Below are 17,227 nucleotides of genomic sequence, written 5' to 3'. Positions count from 1 at the left end.
CAGTCATGGCCGGCCCTCCAGCTCTTTAGCCTGGTTACGGTTGAACAGGATGATGGGCACGATCAGGATCGCCAGCATCACCACCGCCAGGGCGGAAGCCACCGGCCAGTCGCGGTTGTTGAAGAACTCCTGCCACAGCACCTTGCCGATCATCAGGGTCTCCGGCCCGCCGAGCAGTTCGGGGATGACGAACTCACCCACCACCGGAATGAACACCAGCATGGAGCCGGCGATGATGCCGTTCTTCGACAGCGGCACGGTGATCCGCCAGAAGTTGTTGAAGTTGCTCGAGCCCAGGTCGGAGGCAGCTTCCAGCAGGCTCAGATCATGCTTCACCAGGTTGGCGTAAAGCGGCAGGATCATGAACGGCAGGTAGGAATAGACCACGCCGATGTACACCGCGGTGTTGGTATTGAGGATCTGCAGCGGCGTATCGATCAGACCGATGCCCATCAGCAGGCTGTTAAGCAGGCCGTTGTTGCCGAGAATGCCCATCCAGGCATAGACGCGGATCAGGATCGCGGTCCAGGTCGGCATCATGATCAGCAGCAACAGCACGGTTTGCTGCGACTTCGGCGCACGGGCGATGGCATAGGCCATCGGGTAGCCGATCACCAGGCACAGCAGGGTGCTGAAGAACGCCACCTTCAGCGAACCCAGATAAGCCGACAGGTACAGCGCATCCTCGGTGAGGAAGATGTAGTTGCCGAAATTCAGCAGCAGGGTCAGCTTGTTGTCCGCCCACTCGTAGATTTCCGTGTAGGGCGGAATGGCCACGTCGGCTTCGGCGAAGCTGATCTTCAGCACGATGACGAACGGCAGCAGGAAGAACAGGAACAGCCAGAGGAAGGGTATGCCGATCACGGCATGCCGCCCACTGGGCAGATAGCGCGAGAGCTTGGCCAGTTTCATGATTGCAGTACCACGCCGCTGTCGTCTTCCCAGTACACCACCACCGGATCGTCCCAGGTCGGACGCTTACCACGGCGCTCGGCGTTGGCGATGAAGCACTGCACCACCTGACCGGAAGTAAGCTTGACGTAGTACACCGAGTGCCCGCCGAGGTAGGCGATGTCATGCACGTGGCCACGGCTCCAGTTGTACTCGGGGTGCTCGTGGTCGGCCGGCAAGGCGGTGGCCATCAGCAGTTTTTCCGGGCGCAGGGCGTAGCTGACGGACTTGTTCTCGGCACGGGTGCTGACGCCGTGGCCAATGTAGATCGGCTTGTCCAGGTGCGGACAATCGATGATCGCGTGGTCGGCCTCGTCGCTGACGATCTGACCGTCGAACAGGTTGACGTTGCCGATGAATTCACACACCAGGCGGCTGGTCGGGGTCTCGTAGATGTCCACCGGGCTGCCGGTCTGGGCGATCCAGCCCAGGTGCATGATGGCGATGCGCTGGGCCATGGTCATGGCCTCCTCCTGATCATGGGTGACCATCACGCAGGTCACGCCGACGCGCTCGATGATTTCCACCAGTTCCAGCTGCATCTGCGAACGCAGTTTCTTGTCCAGCGCGCCCATCGGCTCGTCGAGCAGCAGCAGTTTCGGACGCTTGGCCAGTGAGCGTGCCAGGGCCACGCGCTGACGCTGGCCGCCGGAAAGCTGATGCGGCTTGCGCTTGGCGTACTGGGTCATGTGCACCAGCTTGAGCATCTCGGCCACGCGCTCGTCGATCTCGGCCTTGGGCAGCTTGTCCTGCTGCAGACCGAAGGCGATGTTCTGCGCCACGGTCATGTGCGGGAACAGCGCATAGGATTGGAACATCATGTTGATCGGCCGCTGATAGGGCGGCATGTCGGTGATATCGACACCATCGAGAATGATGCGCCCGGAGGTGGGCCGCTCGAAGCCGGCAAGCATGCGCAGCAGCGTGGATTTACCGGAGCCGGAGCCACCGAGCAGAGCAAAGATTTCGCCCTTGTTGATGGTCAACGAGACGTCGTCGACGGCCACGGTCTCGTCGAACTTCTTGGTCACCCGATCGATCTTGACCAGCACCTCTTTCGGTGTCTGATCCCCCTCGAGGGCTTTTTTGTAGGCGCTGGAGGCAACAGCCATTTAGGAAAACTCCCGGAAGATTGTGCCCGACCCCAGCGGCCGGGCAGGAACGATTACTGACCCGACTTGACCTTGGTCCAGGTGCGAGTCATCAGACGCTGAGCCTTGGGCGGCAGTTCGGCCATCACGTACAACTTGTCCAGCACGGCCTGCGGTGGATACACCGATTCGTCCTGACGAATGTCCTGATCCATGATCTCCCCTGCATTGATGTTGGGGTTGGCATAGCCGACATAGTCGCTGACCCCGGCGATCACCTTGGGATCGAGGAGGTAGTTGATGAAGGCATGGGCTTGCTCGACATTGCGGGCATCCTTGGGAATGGCCAGCATGTCGAACCACAGGTTGGCGCCCTCCTTGGGAATCGCATAGGCGATTTCGATGCCCTTTCCGGCCTCCTCGGCGCGGTCGGCCGCCTGTAGAACGTCCCCCGAATAACCGAACGCCACGCAGATGTTGCCGTTGGCCAGATCGGAGATGTATTTCGAGGAGTGGAAGTAGCTCACGTAGGGACGCACTTCCATCAGCTTGGCTTCGGCCTTGGCGTAGTCATCGGCACTCTGGCTGTTCGGATCCAGACCCAGGTAGTTGAGCACCGAGGGAATCATCTCGTCGGCCGAATCCATGAAGGACACGCCACAGCTGGCGAGCTTCTTCATGTTCTCCGGTTCGAACAACACTGCCCACGAGTCGATCTTGTCGACGCCCAGCGCCGCCTTGACCTTCTCGACGTTGTAACCTATGCCGTTGGTACCCCACAGATAGGGTACGGCGTACTGGTTGCCCGGATCGTTGGCTTCGAGCTGCTTGAGGAGGGCTGGGTCGAGGTTGCTCCAGTTCGGCAGCTTGGTACGGTCCAGCGGCTGGAACGCGCCGGCCTTGATCTGCTTGCCGAGAAAATGATTGGACGGCACCACCACGTCATAACCGGTACGACCGGCGAGCAGCTTGCCTTCCAGCGTTTCATTGGAGTCGAAGACGTCGTAGACCGGCTTGATGCCAGTGGCCTGTTCGAAGTCGGCCAGCGTCTCTTCGCCGATGTAATCGCTCCAGTTGTAGATGTGCACCGTGGACTGGGCCAGCGCGGCACTACAGAAGGCGGAAGCCGCCATCGCGATCAGAGACTTGGGCAGGGTAACTCGCACTGTATCATCCTCGTTTTTGTGTGCCGCCCGAAAAAGGCGCGGCACTTTATAGGAAAATCGTTCGTCGATCAGCGGCCGCTTTTGATTCTCGTCCAGTCACGGGTCAGCCAACGCTGCACCTCGGGCGTACGCTCCTCGGCAACATAGAGTTTGGCCATGACCTCCTCACTGGGATAAACGCCCGGGTTGTCCCGTACGCTCTCGTCGACCAGCTCGGTGGCCTTGAGGTTGGGGTTGGCGTAGGCGACGTAGTCGCTGATCTTGGCGATCACGTCGGGGCGCAGCAGGTAGTTGATGAATTCATGGGCTTCGGCGACGTTCTTCGAGTCCTTGGGGATGGCCAGCAGATCCGCCCACATGGCGGTGCCTTCCTTGGGGATGATGTAGATGATCTCGTCGCTACGACCGGCCTCTTCGGCGCGGTCAGCGGCCTGCAGCACGTCACCGGAGTAGCCGAAGGCGGCGCAGATGTTGCCGTTGGCCAGGTCGGAGATGAATTTGGAGCTATGGAAGCAGGTGATGTAAGGGCGCACCTTCATCAGCTGCTCATAGGCCTTCTCGTAGTCTTCACGCTTGGTGGTATGCGGCGAGAGGCCCAGGTAGTTGACCGTTTGCGGCAGCACTTCGTCGCCAGAGTCGAGCAATGCGATGCCGCAGGAGGCGAGCTTCTCGGCGTATTTCGGGTCGAACAGCAGCTCCCAGGAATCCAGTGGTGCATCGTCACCGAGCACAGCGCGCGCCTTGGTGGCGTTCAGGCCGATGCCGTTGGTGCCCCATAGGTAGGGCACCGAATATTCGTTGCCGGGGTCACCCGCGGCCAGGTTTTTCATGATGGTCGGGTCAAGATTGACCAGATTGGGCAACTTGGATTTATCCAGCTTCAGGTAGGTGCCGGCACGTACCTGCTTGGCCAGGAAGTGGTTGGTCGGAACCACCACGTCATAGCCGCTCTGGCCGGTGGCCAGCTTGCCATCGAGGGTTTCGTTGGAATCGAAAACGTCATACACCACCTTGATACCGGTTTCCTTCTCGAACTCGGCAATGGTGTCCGGCGCAATGTAGTCGGACCAGTTGTAGACCCTGACCACACGGTCGGCGGCCTGGGCAACAGACATACCAATGGCAGCGGCGATCAGGCCAGCCAGCAGGGTAGAACGACGCATGACGTTTCCTCTTCTTGCGATTTGGGTACCTGGCGGGCGAACCCGCCAGGCGGCGTTGCTTCGTCGCTTAGCGACCGGACTTGATCTTGGTCCAGCTGCGGGTCATGTTGCGCTGCACACCTGCCGGCAGGTCCGGGAAGGTGTAGATCTTCTTCAGCACTTCCGGCGTCGGGTAGACGCCCGGGTCGTTGCGCAGGGCTTCGTCAGCCAGCGCAACGGCCGCCGCGTTGCCGGTGGGGAACTGGGTGAAGTTGCCGATCTCGGCGATCACCTCCGGACGCATCAGGTAGTCCAGGAAGACATGCGCGGCCTCGACGTTCTTGGCGTCCGCCGGGATGGCCAGCATGTCGAAGAAGCTGCCAGCGCCTTCCTTCGGAATGTTGTAGCCGACTTGTACGCCGTTGCCGGCTTCCTCGGCACGGGACTTGCCCTGGTAGATATCGCCCGAGTAACCGACAGCCACGCAGATGTTGCCGTTGGCCAGGTCGGAGATGTACTTGGAACTGTGGAAGTAGGAGATCGATGGACGAATCGTCAGGAACAGCTCTTCGGCTTTCTTCAGCTCGTCAGTGCTGCTGCTATCCGGGGCATAACCCAGGTAATGCAGGGCGGCCGGCAGAATCTCGGTCGGTGAATCGAGGAAGGAGACGCCGCAGGACTTCAGCTTCTCGATGTTCTCGGGTTTGAACACCAGGTCCCAGGAATCGACCGGAGCGCCGTCGCCGAGCACGGCCTTGACCTTGTCGACGTTGTAACCGATGCCGATGGTGCCCCACATGTAGGGGATCGAGTACAGGTTGCCCGGATCGCTCGGATCCAGCGCCTTGAGCAGGTCGGTGTCGAGGTTCTTCCAGTTGGGCAGCTTGGACTTGTCCAGCTTCTGGAATACGCCGGCCTTGATCTGCTTGGCGAGGAAGGGGTTGGACGGTACCACTACGTCGTAACCGGAGCTGCCGGCCAGCAACTTGGCTTCCAGCACTTCGTTGCTGTCGAAGACGTCGTAGACAACCTTGATGCCGGTTTCCTTCTCGAAATTGGCCAGGGTGTCAGGTGCGATGTAGTCGGACCAGTTATAGACGTGCAGCACCTTGTCGTCAGCCTGAGCAGCGCCTGCCACGGCCGCAGCCAGGGACAACGCGAGAAGGGTCTTGCCGAATGTTTTCATGCGTACAGCTCCTGTTGTTGTGTCGATATTCCAGAGTTCGCGCAAACCGTTCCAATCAGGACGGCTCACGCATTCTGGCGCAGTCTGGCAAGGTCATGGCACCGCTGACAACTTTCCGTGACTGCAGGCTTTCAGACCGATAGGTCACGCAGGGTCAGATCCAGGCACTTGCGTGCTTTATCTACCAGCTCATCCACTTCCGCCTGGCTGATCACCAGAGGCGGCGCAATGATCATGGTGTCGCCCACGGCGCGCATGATCAGACCGTTGTTGAAACAGTGGCCGCGGCAGATCATGCCTACCGCCTTGTCACCCGGATAACGCGTGCGCGTCGCCTTGTCCTGCACCAACTCGATGGCGCCGAGCATACCGACGCCGCGTACTTCGCCCACCAACGGGTGATCCGCCAGCTCACGCAGACGACGTTGCAAATACGGTGCCGTTTCCGCTTTAACCCGCTCGACGATGCCTTCTTCCCTGAGAATGCGCAGGTTCTCCAGGCCCACCGCAGCGGCCACCGGGTGGCCGGAATAGGTGAAGCCGTGGTTGAAGTCGCCATGCGCCTCGATCACTTCGAACACCTTGTCGCTGACAATCAGCCCGCCCATCGGCACGTAGCCACTGGTGAGGCCCTTGGCGATGGTCATCAGGTCAGGTTTGAGGTCGTAGTACTGGCTGCCGAACCACTCGCCGGTGCGGCCGAAACCGCAGATCACCTCGTCGGCAACGAACAGGATGTCGTATTTGCCGAGGATTTCCTTGATCCGCGGCCAGTAGGTTTCGGGCGGAATGATCACACCGCCCGCGCCCTGGATCGGCTCGGCGATAAACGCTGCAACATTTTCTTCGCCCAGTTCGAGAATCTTCTTCTCCAACTGGTCGGCAGCCCAGATGCCGAACTCTTCCGGCGACTGCTCGCCACCCTCGCCGAACCAGTACGGCTGCGGGATATGGGCGATGCCCGGAATCGGCAGATCGCCCTGCTCGTGCATGAACTTCATGCCGCCGAGGCTAGCCCCGGCCACGGTGGAGCCGTGGTAGCCGTTGTCGCGGCCGATGATGATTTTCTTGTTCGGCTGGCCTTTGCATGCCCAGTAGTGGCGCACCAGACGCAGCATGGTGTCATTGCCTTCCGAACCCGAACCGGTGAAGAACACGTGGTTCATGCCGGCCGGCGCCAGCTGGGAAATGGCGTGGGCCAACTCAAGTACCGGCGGGTGCGCGGTCTGGAAGAAGGTGTTGTAGAACGGCAGTTGACGCATCTGCGTAGCGGCGGCTGCGACCAGCTCCTCGCGGCCATAGCCGACGGCCACGCACCACAAGCCGGCCATGCCATCGAGGATCTTGTTGCCCTCGCTGTCCCACAGATGCACGCCCTTGGCCTCGGTGATGATGCGCGGGCCATTTTCGGCCAGTTGCTTGTAATCACTGAACGGCGCCAAGTGGTGGGCCTTGCTCAGGGCCTGCCACTGGGCAGTCTTGGGATTGTTCGCTTGCTTGTTCATTGCCAACACCTTGCTAACACGCAGCGCCAGTGGCGCTACGCAGAAATTCGTGGCGCCGGCCGCGCCAGGCGCGGCCGGTAGCCTTTTACACCGACAGCAGGAGGAACTCGCGTTCCCAGGAGCTGATCACGCGCTTGAAGTTCTCGTGCTCGGCACGCTTGACCGCGACATAGCCACGGATGAACTTCTCGCCGAGGAATTTCTCGGCGTCCCTGCACGCTTCCATCCGCTCCAGAGCGCTCTCGATGGTCACCGGCAGGCGCAGGTTGCGACGCTCGTAACCACGGCCCTTGACCGGTGCACCGGGCCTCACCCCGCCGACCATACCCATGTAGCCGCACAGCAGAGTAGCTGCCAGCACCAGGTACGGGTTGGCGTCAGCGCCGGCCAGGCGGTTTTCCACACGACGGTTCTGCGGAGTCGCCTCAGGCACGCGCAGGCCGACGGTGCGGTTCTCCTCGCCCCACTCCACGTTCACCGGCGCCGAGGTATCGGGCAGGAAGCGGCGGAACGAGTTAACGTTCGGCGCGAACAGTGGCAGCAGCTCGGGGATGTACTTCTGCAGCCCCCCGATGTGATGCATGAACAGCTCGCTCATGGTGCCGTCGTCGTTGGAGAAGATGTTCTTGCCAGTCTTCAGGTCGACCACGCTCTGGTGAATGTGCATGGCGCTGCCCGGCTCGTCGGTGATCGGCTTGGCCATGAAGGTGGCTGCCACATCATGCTTGAGCGCAGCCTCACGCATGGTGCGCTTGAACACCAGAATCTGGTCAGCCAGGTGCAACGCGTCGCCGTGACGGAAGTTGATTTCCATCTGCGCCGGGCCTTCTTCATGGATCAGGGTGTCCAGATCCAGGCCTTGCAGTTCGCACCAGTCGTACATGTCTTCGAACAGCGGGTCGAACTCGTTGGCCGCATCGATGGAGAAGCTCTGACGGCCGGTTTCCGGACGGCCGGAGCGGCCAACAGGCGCCACCAGCGGGAAGTCCGGGTCGCTGTTGCGCTTGGTCAGGTAGAACTCCATCTCCGGCGCGACGATGGGCTTCCAACCCTTGTCGGCATACATCTGCAACACCTTCTTGAGGATGTTGCGCGGCGACAGCTCGATGGGATTGCCCTGCTTGTCGAACGTATCGTGGATCACCATGGCGGTGGGCTCGATGGCCCAGGGCACGACGAAGACAGCGTTGGGGTCCGGACGGCAGAACATGTCGATGTCCGCCTCGTCCAGCAGGTCGTAATAGATATCGTCCTCGACGTAGTCGCCGGTCACGGTCTGCAGCAGCACGCTCTCGGGGAGGCGCATGCCCTTCTCATCGAGGAACTTGTTGGTCGGCGAGATCTTGCCGCGGGCAATGCCGGTCAGATCGCTGATCAGGCATTCGACTTCGGTGATTTTGCGTTCTTTCAGCCAGCTCGTGAGCTGGTCTAGCTTGGTACTCATAGAGACCTCAGGGTTGTAGAACCTGCTTTTGTTATAGCGGGTTCAGCGTTGCCCCGCCCTCTCCCTGCAAGCCTCACCAAAGGCCTGGAAGAAGGCGAGATATTCGTGTGGATGCTACTAGGGGTGCGACACCTCCGGTACCCGACTTTGCACACCACAGAAAGAAAATCGCTCACCCTTGTATTCGAACATCGGGCCGTCTATCTCGCGACATAGCACGCGCCCGGCGAAGCAGGCGAGCGCCTTGTGTATTGCAGGACGCGGGCCAAGGCGCGCAGCAGACAGCGTCACACGGCCGCGTACGCTATCGTGCTGGGTATGCAATGAACGAAAAACCGGATCAGGCAGGTCGTGCGACGCGCCGGGCACAAAGAAAGGATGTTGCCGCATTGCAGCGGTCATGCTCATGACCATTCGGGCCCGCATGATATGCAGATTCGCCTCGCTGTTGCGGGAAGAGGTAGCGTGACCGATGGTCCTGGCACAAGCGCTGACGCCGATGGCCGGCAGGGAAAACATGAGACACCCGTATTATTGCTGTTATGGGTTTGAACCGAGCTTAGCCTTGTTCATTTTTTTACACAATAGTCCTGTAAAAAATTGAACACACCCCGCTGTGCACCCTGAAAGATCAAGGTTTGGAGCCCCCTGAAAGGCCTTGAAATGCCCCAAAAATGGCCATCACGCCCCACTAGAGGGCATCATGTGGCCTGCTTGACAGTAAAGTGCGTTTCGGATTGACTCACACCCATGCAGTCGCATGATTGATATATTTAACAAAAAGGTGTTGCATCATGTCGGTACCCCCGCGTGCCGTTCAGCTTAACGAAGCGAACGCGTTCCTCAAGGAACATCCCGAGGTCCAGTTCGTCGACCTTCTTATTGCAGATATGAATGGTGTGGTGCGCGGCAAGCGCATCGACCGGAACGCCCTTCATAAGGTGTACGAGAAAGGCATCAACCTGCCCGCCTCGCTCTTCGCGCTCGACATCAATGGCTCCACCGTCGAGAGCACCGGCCTTGGCCTGGACATCGGCGACGCCGACCGTATCTGCTTCCCCATCCCCAATACCTTGTGCAACGAACCCTGGCAGAAGCGCCCAACCGCGCAGCTGCTGATGACCATGCACGAGCTGGACGGCACGCCTTTCTTCGCCGACCCGCGCGAGGTATTGCGCCAGGTGGTACAGAAGTTCGACGAACTGGGCCTGCGTATCTGCGCAGCTTTTGAACTGGAGTTCTACCTGATCGACCAGGAGAACGTGAACGGTCGTCCGCAGCCACCGCGCTCGCCGATCTCCGGCAAACGCCCGCACTCGACCCAGGTCTACCTGATCGATGACCTCGACGAGTACGTCGATTGCCTGCAGGACATGCTCGAAGCCGCCAAGGAGCAGGACATCCCCGCCGACGCCATCGTCAAGGAAAGCGCCCCGGCGCAGTTCGAAGTCAACCTGCACCACGTCGAAGACGCCATCAAGGCCTGCGACTACGCCCTGCTGCTCAAACGCCTGATCAAGAACATCGCCTACGACCATGAAATGGATTCCACCTTCATGGCCAAGCCCTATCCAGGCCAGGCGGGCAACGGTCTGCACGTGCACATCTCGCTGCTGGACAAGAAGACCGGCAAGAACATCTTCGCGGCCGAAGATCCGCTGGAGAACACCTCGCTGCGTCATGCCGTCGGCGGCATCCTCGACACCATGTCCGCGTCGATGGCGTTCCTCTGCCCCAACGTCAACTCCTATCGCCGCTTCGGCGCGCAGTTCTATGTCCCCAACGCGCCGAGCTGGGCACTGGACAACCGCACCGTGGCCGTTCGCATCCCCACCGGCAGCCCGGATGCCGTGCGCATCGAACACCGCGTGGCCGGCGCCGATGCCAACCCCTACCTGATGCTGGCCTCGATCCTCGCCGGTATCCACCACGGCCTGACCAACCAGATCGAACCGGGCGAGCCGATCGAAGGCAACTCTTACGAGCAGCTCGAACCCAGCCTGCCGAACAACCTGCGTGACGCGCTGCGCGAGCTGGACGACAGTGAGGTGATGAACAAATACATCGACTCCAAGTACATCGACATCTTCGTCGCGTGCAAGGAAGCCGAACTGCAGGAGTTCGAGACCACCATCTCCGACCTCGAGTACAACTGGTACCTGCATACCGTGTAACACCGAGAAAGCCGGCCGCAGACTCTGTGAAAACTACAACGCTCGGCCATGCTGCGTTTTCACAGGGTCTGGAGCCGGCTTCTTTTTGCCTGCCAACTGCCAACTCCGACACCCCGCGTCGGGGCCGGCGGTTCGCCGCCCGGCGACTCCGCTGACATGAATCAACCTCCGGCAAGCAAGGCCGCCGGATACTGTTGCCTTCATCCATCGGGGAGCTACTCATGCAACGCGCTATTGCCGCCGTGCTGCTGGGCCTGAGCTGTGGCCTGGCCCAGGCCGCCGACAGCATTCGGGTCTACAACTGGAACGATTACATCGCGCCGCAGGTGCTGGAAGACTTCACCCGCGACACCGGCATCGAGGTCGAGTACCACACCTTCGCCAGTGCTGAAGAACTGGCCGCCGTACTGCAAAGCGGCCAGCCCATCGACATCGCCGCGCCCTCGCACAGCGAGCTGCCGGCGCTGATCGCCAGTGGCCGCATTCGCCCACTGGACTTCAACCTGCTACCCAACCGCACGCACCTAGACAAGCAGTTGCTGAGCAAGCTGGCTGCGGTCGACCCACAGAACCAGCACGCCGTGCCGTACCTGTGGGGCGCGGTCGGCCTGGCGATCAACACGCCGCAGGCCGAGGCGGCCTATGGCGGACCACTGCCGGACAGCTGGAGCCTGCTGTTCGATGCCAAACAGAGCCTGCGCCTGGCCAGTTGCGGCATCAGCGTGCTGGATGCGCCAGATGAAACCCTGTCGCTGCTGCTCAACTACCAGGGCCGCAGCCTGGCGCGCAGCGCACCAAGCCGGGTCGAGCGCGCCGGCGGAGTGCTTGAGGCACTACGCCCGAACCTGCGCTACGTCGACAGCGAGCGCTATATCGCAGACCTCAACAACGGTCGCCTGTGCCTGGCCATGGCTTGGGTCGGAGACGCCCTTGCAGCGGCGCAGGCCGGCCAGCCGGTACGCTTCGTGGTACCGGACGAAGGCTCGGTGCTGTTCATCGACAACCTGGTAATTCCTGCCAACGCCGCTCGGCCGGACCTCGCTCACCGCTTCATCGACTACCTGATGCAGCCGCAGGTCATTGCCCAGATTACCGCTGAAACGCTCTACCCCAACGGTAATGCCGATTCGATGTCGTTCATCGATAAAGCCCTACTGGAACAGCCCGGCCTTTATCCGGATCAGGACACCAAGCGCCGCCTGCATCCGCTGGAAGTGCTTTCGGAGAAGCATGCCCAGGTTCGCAGCGATGTCTGGCAGCGGTTTCGCGACGGTAGCTGATGACGGCGGCGATGCTTGCCTCGCCGCCGCCTGCTGACGTCCAATAGCGCCTCGACCCACGAGGACTCAGCCATGTCGCGCCCCGCCAGCACCCGCAAGCCACGCGCCAGCAGCCAGGCCCGTATCGCCGTGATACTGGCGGCAGCACGCGAACTGCTGGCCGAGCAGGGCATGGCCAACCTGTCGATCTACACGGTGGCCGAGCACGCAGGCATTCCACCGTCGTCGGTGTACCACTTCTTCGCCAGCGTGCCGACACTACTCGAAGGCCTGACTGCAGACGTGCACGCAGCCTTTCGCGCCTGCCTGCAGGAGCCGGTCGAACACGCCAGTCTGAACACCTGGCATGACCTGTCGCGCATCGTCGAACAACGTATGCTGGACATCTACGCGCGCGACGCCGCAGCGCGCCAGCTGATCCTCGCCCAGCATGGCCTGGCCGAGGTAACCCAGGCCGACCATCAGCACGACATCGAACTGGGCCGCCTGATGCAGGCGCTGTTCGACCGCCACTTCCCCCTACCGCAGCTACCGATGGATATCGATGTCTTCGCCCTGGCCATGGAACTGGGTGATCGCGTCTATGCCCGCTCTGTACAGCTGCACGGCAAAATCACGCCACGCCTGGCCGAGGAAGGCATGCGTGTGTTCGATGCCTACCTCGGCCTGTACCTGCCTGCTGCCCTGCCGAAAAGACCTGCGCCATTGGCGTAATCCCCCGTAGGGTGCGCCGTGCGCACCGATGGTATCTGACGCCCGGCTCGATCGCGGCGCGCAGCCTAGGCGACACTGCACGCCCATGGTCATAACCAATATAAATCCGACAAAATCGTATAAATTTTGCTAATTCAACAAAAAGCACCTTCTAATACCGATATTTATCGGATATAAAACGAGCATCCAGCCTTGGCCAAGTCCAGCCACAGCACTCTGAATAGACCGCCGAAGCGGCTTGCGAACGAGCCAAGAGGTGCTTTATGTCCAGTATCGTTACCGTCGCTGCGCCCCAGATGGCCTGCTCCTGGGATACGCCCGCGAACATCGCCAATGCCGAGAGGCTGGTACGCCAGGCTGCCGCACAGGGCGCGCGAGCACTGGCAGCGTGTGCAACAGGGCCATGTCGGCGCCAATCTGATGCCGCTGGTGGCAAGCAACCGCATCGGCCGCGAGGAGCAGGACGGCTACGACATCACCTTCTACGGCAGCTCGTTCATCGCCAACCAGTTCGGCGAGAAAGTCGAGGAGCTGAACCAGACCGTGGAAGGCGTGCTGGTGCACAGCTTCGACCTGACCGAGCTGGAGAAGGTGCGCACCGCCTGGGGTGTGTTCCGCGACCGCCGGCCGAACCTATACTGGCCGCTTTCCACGCTCGACGGAAAAGCACCGTCGATCCGGTAGGGTGCGCTGTGCGCACCCAGCCCTCCAAACACTTTGCCGGTGCGCATGGCGCACCCTACGGAAGCGAAATATGACCACGTTGACCACGACTCCACGCGCCGATGGCTTCCACATGCCTGCCGAGTGGGCACCACACAGCCAGACCTGGATGGTCTGGCCCGAACGCCCGGACAACTGGCGCAACGGCGGCAAGCCGGCGCAGGCAGCCTTCACCGCCGTGGCCAAGGCCATCGCCCAGTTCGAACCGGTAACCGTCTGCGTATCCGCGGCGCAGTACGAAAACGCCCGCGCACGCCTGGATGACGCCAACATCCGCCTGGTGGAAATCACCACCGACGACGCCTGGGTGCGCGACACCGGCCCGACCTTTGTGACCGATGCCAGTGGCGAAGTGCGCGGCGTGGACTGGGCCTTCAATGCCTGGGGCGGCTTCGATGGCGGCCTGTACTGGCCGTGGCTGCGTGACGATCAGGTGGCGCGCAAGATTCTCGAGATCGAAGGCTGCAAGCGCTATCGCACGGAAGGTTTCGTCCTCGAAGGCGGCTCGATCCATGTCGATGGCGAAGGCACCCTGATCACCACCGAGGAGTGCCTGCTGAACAAGAACCGCAACCCGCACCTGTCGCGCGAAGAGATCGAGAATGTGCTGCGCGATCACCTCTCCATCTATACGGTGATCTGGCTGCCGGACGGTCTGTATAACGACGAGACCGATGGCCACGTCGATAACTTCTGCTGCTACGTGCGCCCCGGTGAAGTGCTGCTGGCCTGGACCGACGATGCGAACGATCCCAACTACCCGCGCTGTCAGGCCGCCATGCGCGTGCTGGAAAGCGTGCGCGACGCCAAGGGCCGTCAGCTGACCGTGCACAAGATGCCCATTCCAGGCCCGATTCATGCCACCGCCGAAGAGTGCGCGGGGGTCGACATCGTCGACGGCAGCCAGGAGCGCAGCCCGGACGTTCGCCTGGCCGGCTCCTACGTCAACTTCCTTATCGTCAACGGCGGCATTGTCGCGCCGAGCTTCGATGACCCGAAGGACGAAGAGGCGCGCGCCATTCTTGAGCGTATTTTCCCCGAGCATCGCGTGGTGATGGTGCCGGGCCGTGAGATCCTTCTGGGCGGCGGCAATATCCACTGCATCACCCAGCAACAGCCGGCGCCGCAACAGCGCTGAAAATTGCTCGCGCAGGGTTCAAGTAGATCCTGACCAAGCCGATAATATAGGTCGGGATCATCCCCGTATCCTCTCGAGCACATCATGTTCAATAAAGCCCTCAAGCAAGCCCTGGAAGCGGCTCGTCAACAGTTGCAAGCTGCTCTCGCCAGGAAGGCTGCCGTCGATCGCTCGACGGCCATGATTGAGTTCAAACCCGACGGCACCATCATCGGCGCCAATGACAATTTCCTCACGACCGTGGGCTACCGCCTGGAAGAAATTCAGGGCCAGCACCACCGGTTGTTCTGCTTTCCCGACTACCAGGCCAGCGCCGAGTACCGGCGTTTCTGGCAGCGCCTGGCGGCCGGCGAGTACATCCGTGATCGTTTCCTGCGCCGCAACAAGCAGGGCCAGGAAGTCTGGCTGGAAGCCAGCTACAACCCGATCCTGGGCGCCGATGGCCGCGTCGAGTCGGTGCTCAAGCTGGCCACCGACATCACCACCCTGGTGGCCCGCGAACAGGAGCAGGAGAGCATGATCGACGCGATCGGCCGTTCCATGGCCGTGATCGCGTTCAACCTCAAGGGCGAAGTGCTGGAAGCCAACGCCAACTTCCTGCAAACCATGGGCTACCGCCTGGACGAAATCCGCGGCAAGCACCATCGCCTGTTCTGCACTCGCGAAGAGGCCGACTCGCCTGCCTACCGCGACTTCTGGGCACGCCTGAATCGCGGCGAATTCTTCTCAGGGCGATTCCAGCGCATCAACCGCCACGGCGACATCATTTGGCTGAGCGCCACCTACAATCCGGTGTTCGACGCCAGCGGCACGCTCTACAAGATCGTCAAGTTCGCCCGTGACATCACCCCGCAGGTGCAACAGCAACAGGCCGAATCTGATGCAGCCAAGCTTGCCTATGAAATTTCCCAACGCACCGACGACAGTGCCCGGCATGGCGCCGAGGTGATCAGCGAAACCGTCACGATGGTGCGCGGCATCGCCGACGAGCTGTCCCGCGCAGCCGAGGGCATTAGCGCGGTCAGTCAGCAGTCGGAGATGATCAGCAGCATCGTGCAGACCATCCGCGGCATTGCCGAGCAAACCAACCTGCTGGCCCTCAACGCCGCTATCGAAGCGGCGCGCGCAGGCGAGCAGGGCCGCGGATTCGCCGTGGTCGCTGATGAAGTACGCAGCCTGGCCGCGCGTACCGCACAGGCCACGGTGGAGATCGTCGAGGTGGTCAAGCGCAACCACGAGCTGGCGCAAGACGCCGTAGACAACATGCAGTCCAGTCAGCACAAGGTCGAGCAGGGTGTGGAGCTGGTCAACCAGGCCGGGCAGATGATCGAGGAAATCCAGAGCGGCGCACGGCAGGTTGTCGATGCCGTGCGCCAGTTCGCCGAGGCGCTGGAGGAGTACTGATCACTCGAATGGCTGCGGCCGCGGTGTGTCATTGTTAGACGGCGGCAGGATCGGCAGGGCGAAGCTCGGCTGCTCGCCGGTCAGGGTCTTGAGGAAGGCGGTGATCTTGCCAATATCGCCTTCGCTCAGCTGCCGGCCGAGCTGCAGGCGCGCCATGATGTCCACCGACTCTTCCAGCTTCCAGTAGGCACCGTCGTGGAAGTAGGGATAGGTCAGTTCGACGTTGCGCAGGGTCGGCACCTTGAACTTGAAGCGGTCGGCATCCTTGCCAGTCAGACCGGCAACGCCTTCGGCGGGGTTGCTGGTTTCATAGGGTTCTACCAGGCCCATCTTCTGGAACGAGTTGCCGCCCAGCGCCGGGCCGTTGTGGCAAGCCACGCAGCCGATGGACTTGAACAGCTCGTAACCTTCCAGCTCGGTCTTGGTGATGGCCTCAGCATCCCCCTTGAGCCACAGGTCGAAGCGCGAGTTGGGCGTGACCAGGGTCTTCTCGAACTCGGCGATAGCATCGGTCACTTCGTCCAGGGTGATCTCGTCGGTTTTGTACACGGCCTTGAACGACTCGCGGTATTGCGGGATCGAGCGCAGCACGTCGACGGCGAGAATGTGGGTAAAGGCCATTTCCATCGGGTTGGCGATAGGGCCGGCGGCCTGTTCCTTGAGGTCGGCGGCGCGGCCATCCCAGAACTGCGCGAGGTTGAGACTGGAATTGAGCACGGTCGGCGAATTGATCGGCCCTTGCTGCCAGTTGTGGCCGATTGAGCTCGGCAGGTTGTCGCTGCCCCCCATCGACAGGTTGTGGCAGGAGTTGCAGGAAATGAACCCCGAGCGCGACAGGCGCGGGTCGAAGAACAGCTGCTTGCCCAGCTCCACCTTGGCCGGATCAGTGATCTCGGCCGGTGCGATCGGCTCGACGGGTTCGTTGGCCGGTAGATTGGCCCAGGCGCTGGCGCCCAAGCACAATCCGGCCAGCAGGGTCAGAGTGCGCATGTGTGTATCTCCTCAGGTATTGGCTATTCTGGTTATGTCTCGACCATGCCCAGCGCACACCCGGGGCGACTTGATCTGCATCAAGTCGCATGCGCATCTCGCCTCAGTGGATATGTTTCATTTCATTTTGCAGGTGTTGATACCCAGCAATGGATACGCCGGGCAGAAACGGAAGATGCCGGTCGCCAGTGGCACCACACCGATCCAACCCCACAGGCCGATGACACCGGCAAGACTCAGCGCGATAAGAATCAGACCTGCGGCGATGCGCAGACTGCGGTCGAGCGTTCCAACATTGGCTTTCATCGAGGTTCTCCAG

General features: G+C 61.3%; 15 protein-coding genes and 2 pseudogenes. 7 read left to right on the top strand and 10 right to left on the bottom strand.

Features of this window, described 5'->3' with window-relative positions; all coding sequences use genetic code 11:
• Positions 1-3 precede the first annotated feature (3 nt).
• The 8 genes from AAEQ75_RS10250 to AAEQ75_RS10215 all read right to left on the bottom strand — a co-directional run bounded on the left by AAEQ75_RS10250 (position 4) and on the right by AAEQ75_RS10215 (position 9,004).
• On the bottom strand, positions 4-885 hold the full coding sequence (locus AAEQ75_RS10250) for an ABC transporter permease subunit (protein WP_343352358.1): 882 nt from the start codon (positions 883-885) through the stop codon (positions 4-6).
• Between the two features lie 23 nt (positions 886-908).
• Positions 909-2,063 (bottom strand): polyamine ABC transporter ATP-binding protein, encoded by a 1,155-nt coding sequence (gene potA / locus AAEQ75_RS10245; protein ID WP_143504630.1) that lies wholly within the window; start codon positions 2,061-2,063, stop codon positions 909-911.
• 53 nt (positions 2,064-2,116) lie between these two features.
• Positions 2,117-3,208, bottom strand: a complete 1,092-nt coding sequence (locus AAEQ75_RS10240) for a polyamine ABC transporter substrate-binding protein (protein ID WP_343352106.1) — start codon at positions 3,206-3,208, stop codon at positions 2,117-2,119.
• A 68-nt stretch (positions 3,209-3,276) separates the two neighbouring features.
• Complete coding sequence (locus tag AAEQ75_RS10235) at positions 3,277-4,371, bottom strand: polyamine ABC transporter substrate-binding protein (protein ID WP_343352105.1); 1,095 nt, start codon at positions 4,369-4,371, stop codon at positions 3,277-3,279.
• A gap of 67 nt (positions 4,372-4,438) precedes the next feature.
• Positions 4,439-5,536 (bottom strand): polyamine ABC transporter substrate-binding protein, encoded by a 1,098-nt coding sequence (locus AAEQ75_RS10230; protein ID WP_143504632.1) that lies wholly within the window; start codon positions 5,534-5,536, stop codon positions 4,439-4,441.
• A 131-nt stretch (positions 5,537-5,667) separates the two neighbouring features.
• Positions 5,668-7,041, bottom strand: coding sequence for an aspartate aminotransferase family protein (locus tag AAEQ75_RS10225; RefSeq protein WP_343352104.1), 1,374 nt, complete (start codon positions 7,039-7,041; stop codon positions 5,668-5,670).
• 85 nt (positions 7,042-7,126) lie between these two features.
• Positions 7,127-8,485, bottom strand: a complete 1,359-nt coding sequence (locus AAEQ75_RS10220) for a glutamine synthetase family protein (protein ID WP_343352103.1) — start codon at positions 8,483-8,485, stop codon at positions 7,127-7,129.
• Between the two features lie 117 nt (positions 8,486-8,602).
• Positions 8,603-9,004, bottom strand: a complete 402-nt coding sequence (locus AAEQ75_RS10215) for a hypothetical protein (RefSeq protein WP_343352101.1) — start codon at positions 9,002-9,004, stop codon at positions 8,603-8,605.
• 275 nt (positions 9,005-9,279) lie between these two features.
• Between AAEQ75_RS10215 and AAEQ75_RS10210 the strand changes: the two genes are divergently transcribed.
• The 7 genes and pseudogenes from AAEQ75_RS10210 to AAEQ75_RS21965 all read left to right on the top strand — a co-directional run bounded on the left by AAEQ75_RS10210 (position 9,280) and on the right by AAEQ75_RS21965 (position 15,918).
• Positions 9,280-10,659: a glutamine synthetase family protein gene (locus AAEQ75_RS10210; RefSeq protein WP_143504635.1), complete on the top strand. Its 1,380-nt coding sequence runs from the start codon at positions 9,280-9,282 to the stop codon at positions 10,657-10,659.
• A gap of 221 nt (positions 10,660-10,880) precedes the next feature.
• Positions 10,881-11,939, top strand: a complete 1,059-nt coding sequence (locus AAEQ75_RS10205; RefSeq protein WP_343352098.1) for a polyamine ABC transporter substrate-binding protein — start codon at positions 10,881-10,883, stop codon at positions 11,937-11,939.
• A gap of 72 nt (positions 11,940-12,011) precedes the next feature.
• On the top strand, positions 12,012-12,653 hold the full coding sequence (locus AAEQ75_RS10200; protein WP_343352096.1) for a TetR/AcrR family transcriptional regulator: 642 nt from the start codon (positions 12,012-12,014) through the stop codon (positions 12,651-12,653).
• Between the two features lie 372 nt (positions 12,654-13,025).
• Positions 13,026-13,337, top strand: a pseudogene (locus tag AAEQ75_RS10195) (nitrilase-related carbon-nitrogen hydrolase); the annotation flags it as partial.
• Between the two features lie 70 nt (positions 13,338-13,407).
• On the top strand, positions 13,408-14,514 hold the full coding sequence (aguA, locus tag AAEQ75_RS10190; RefSeq protein WP_343352094.1) for an agmatine deiminase: 1,107 nt from the start codon (positions 13,408-13,410) through the stop codon (positions 14,512-14,514).
• An 84-nt stretch (positions 14,515-14,598) separates the two neighbouring features.
• Positions 14,599-15,327 (top strand): annotated as a pseudogene (locus AAEQ75_RS21970) (PAS domain-containing protein); the annotation flags it as partial.
• On the top strand, positions 15,307-15,918 hold the full coding sequence (locus tag AAEQ75_RS21965; protein ID WP_430523462.1) for a methyl-accepting chemotaxis protein: 612 nt from the start codon (positions 15,307-15,309) through the stop codon (positions 15,916-15,918). The pseudogene AAEQ75_RS21970 and the gene AAEQ75_RS21965, both read left to right, overlap by 21 nt.
• On the opposite strand, the gene AAEQ75_RS10180 is transcribed toward AAEQ75_RS21965, so the two are convergent.
• Positions 15,919-16,908 carry a cytochrome-c peroxidase gene (locus AAEQ75_RS10180; protein WP_125874199.1) on the bottom strand — a complete coding sequence of 330 codons (990 nt, stop codon included), beginning with the start codon at positions 16,906-16,908 and terminating at the stop codon, positions 15,919-15,921.
• Between the two features lie 117 nt (positions 16,909-17,025).
• Positions 17,026-17,214 (bottom strand): YgaP family membrane protein, encoded by a 189-nt coding sequence (locus AAEQ75_RS10175; RefSeq protein WP_074857615.1) that lies wholly within the window; start codon positions 17,212-17,214, stop codon positions 17,026-17,028.
• Positions 17,215-17,227 lie beyond the last annotated feature (13 nt).

Origin of the sequence: Pseudomonas sediminis, assembly GCF_039555755.1 — a bacterium.
Classification (GTDB): domain Bacteria; phylum Pseudomonadota; class Gammaproteobacteria; order Pseudomonadales; family Pseudomonadaceae; genus Aquipseudomonas; species Aquipseudomonas mendocina_D.
The sequence above is the reverse complement of the archived record's forward strand: the minus strand, read 5'-3'. Positions and strand labels throughout refer to the sequence as shown.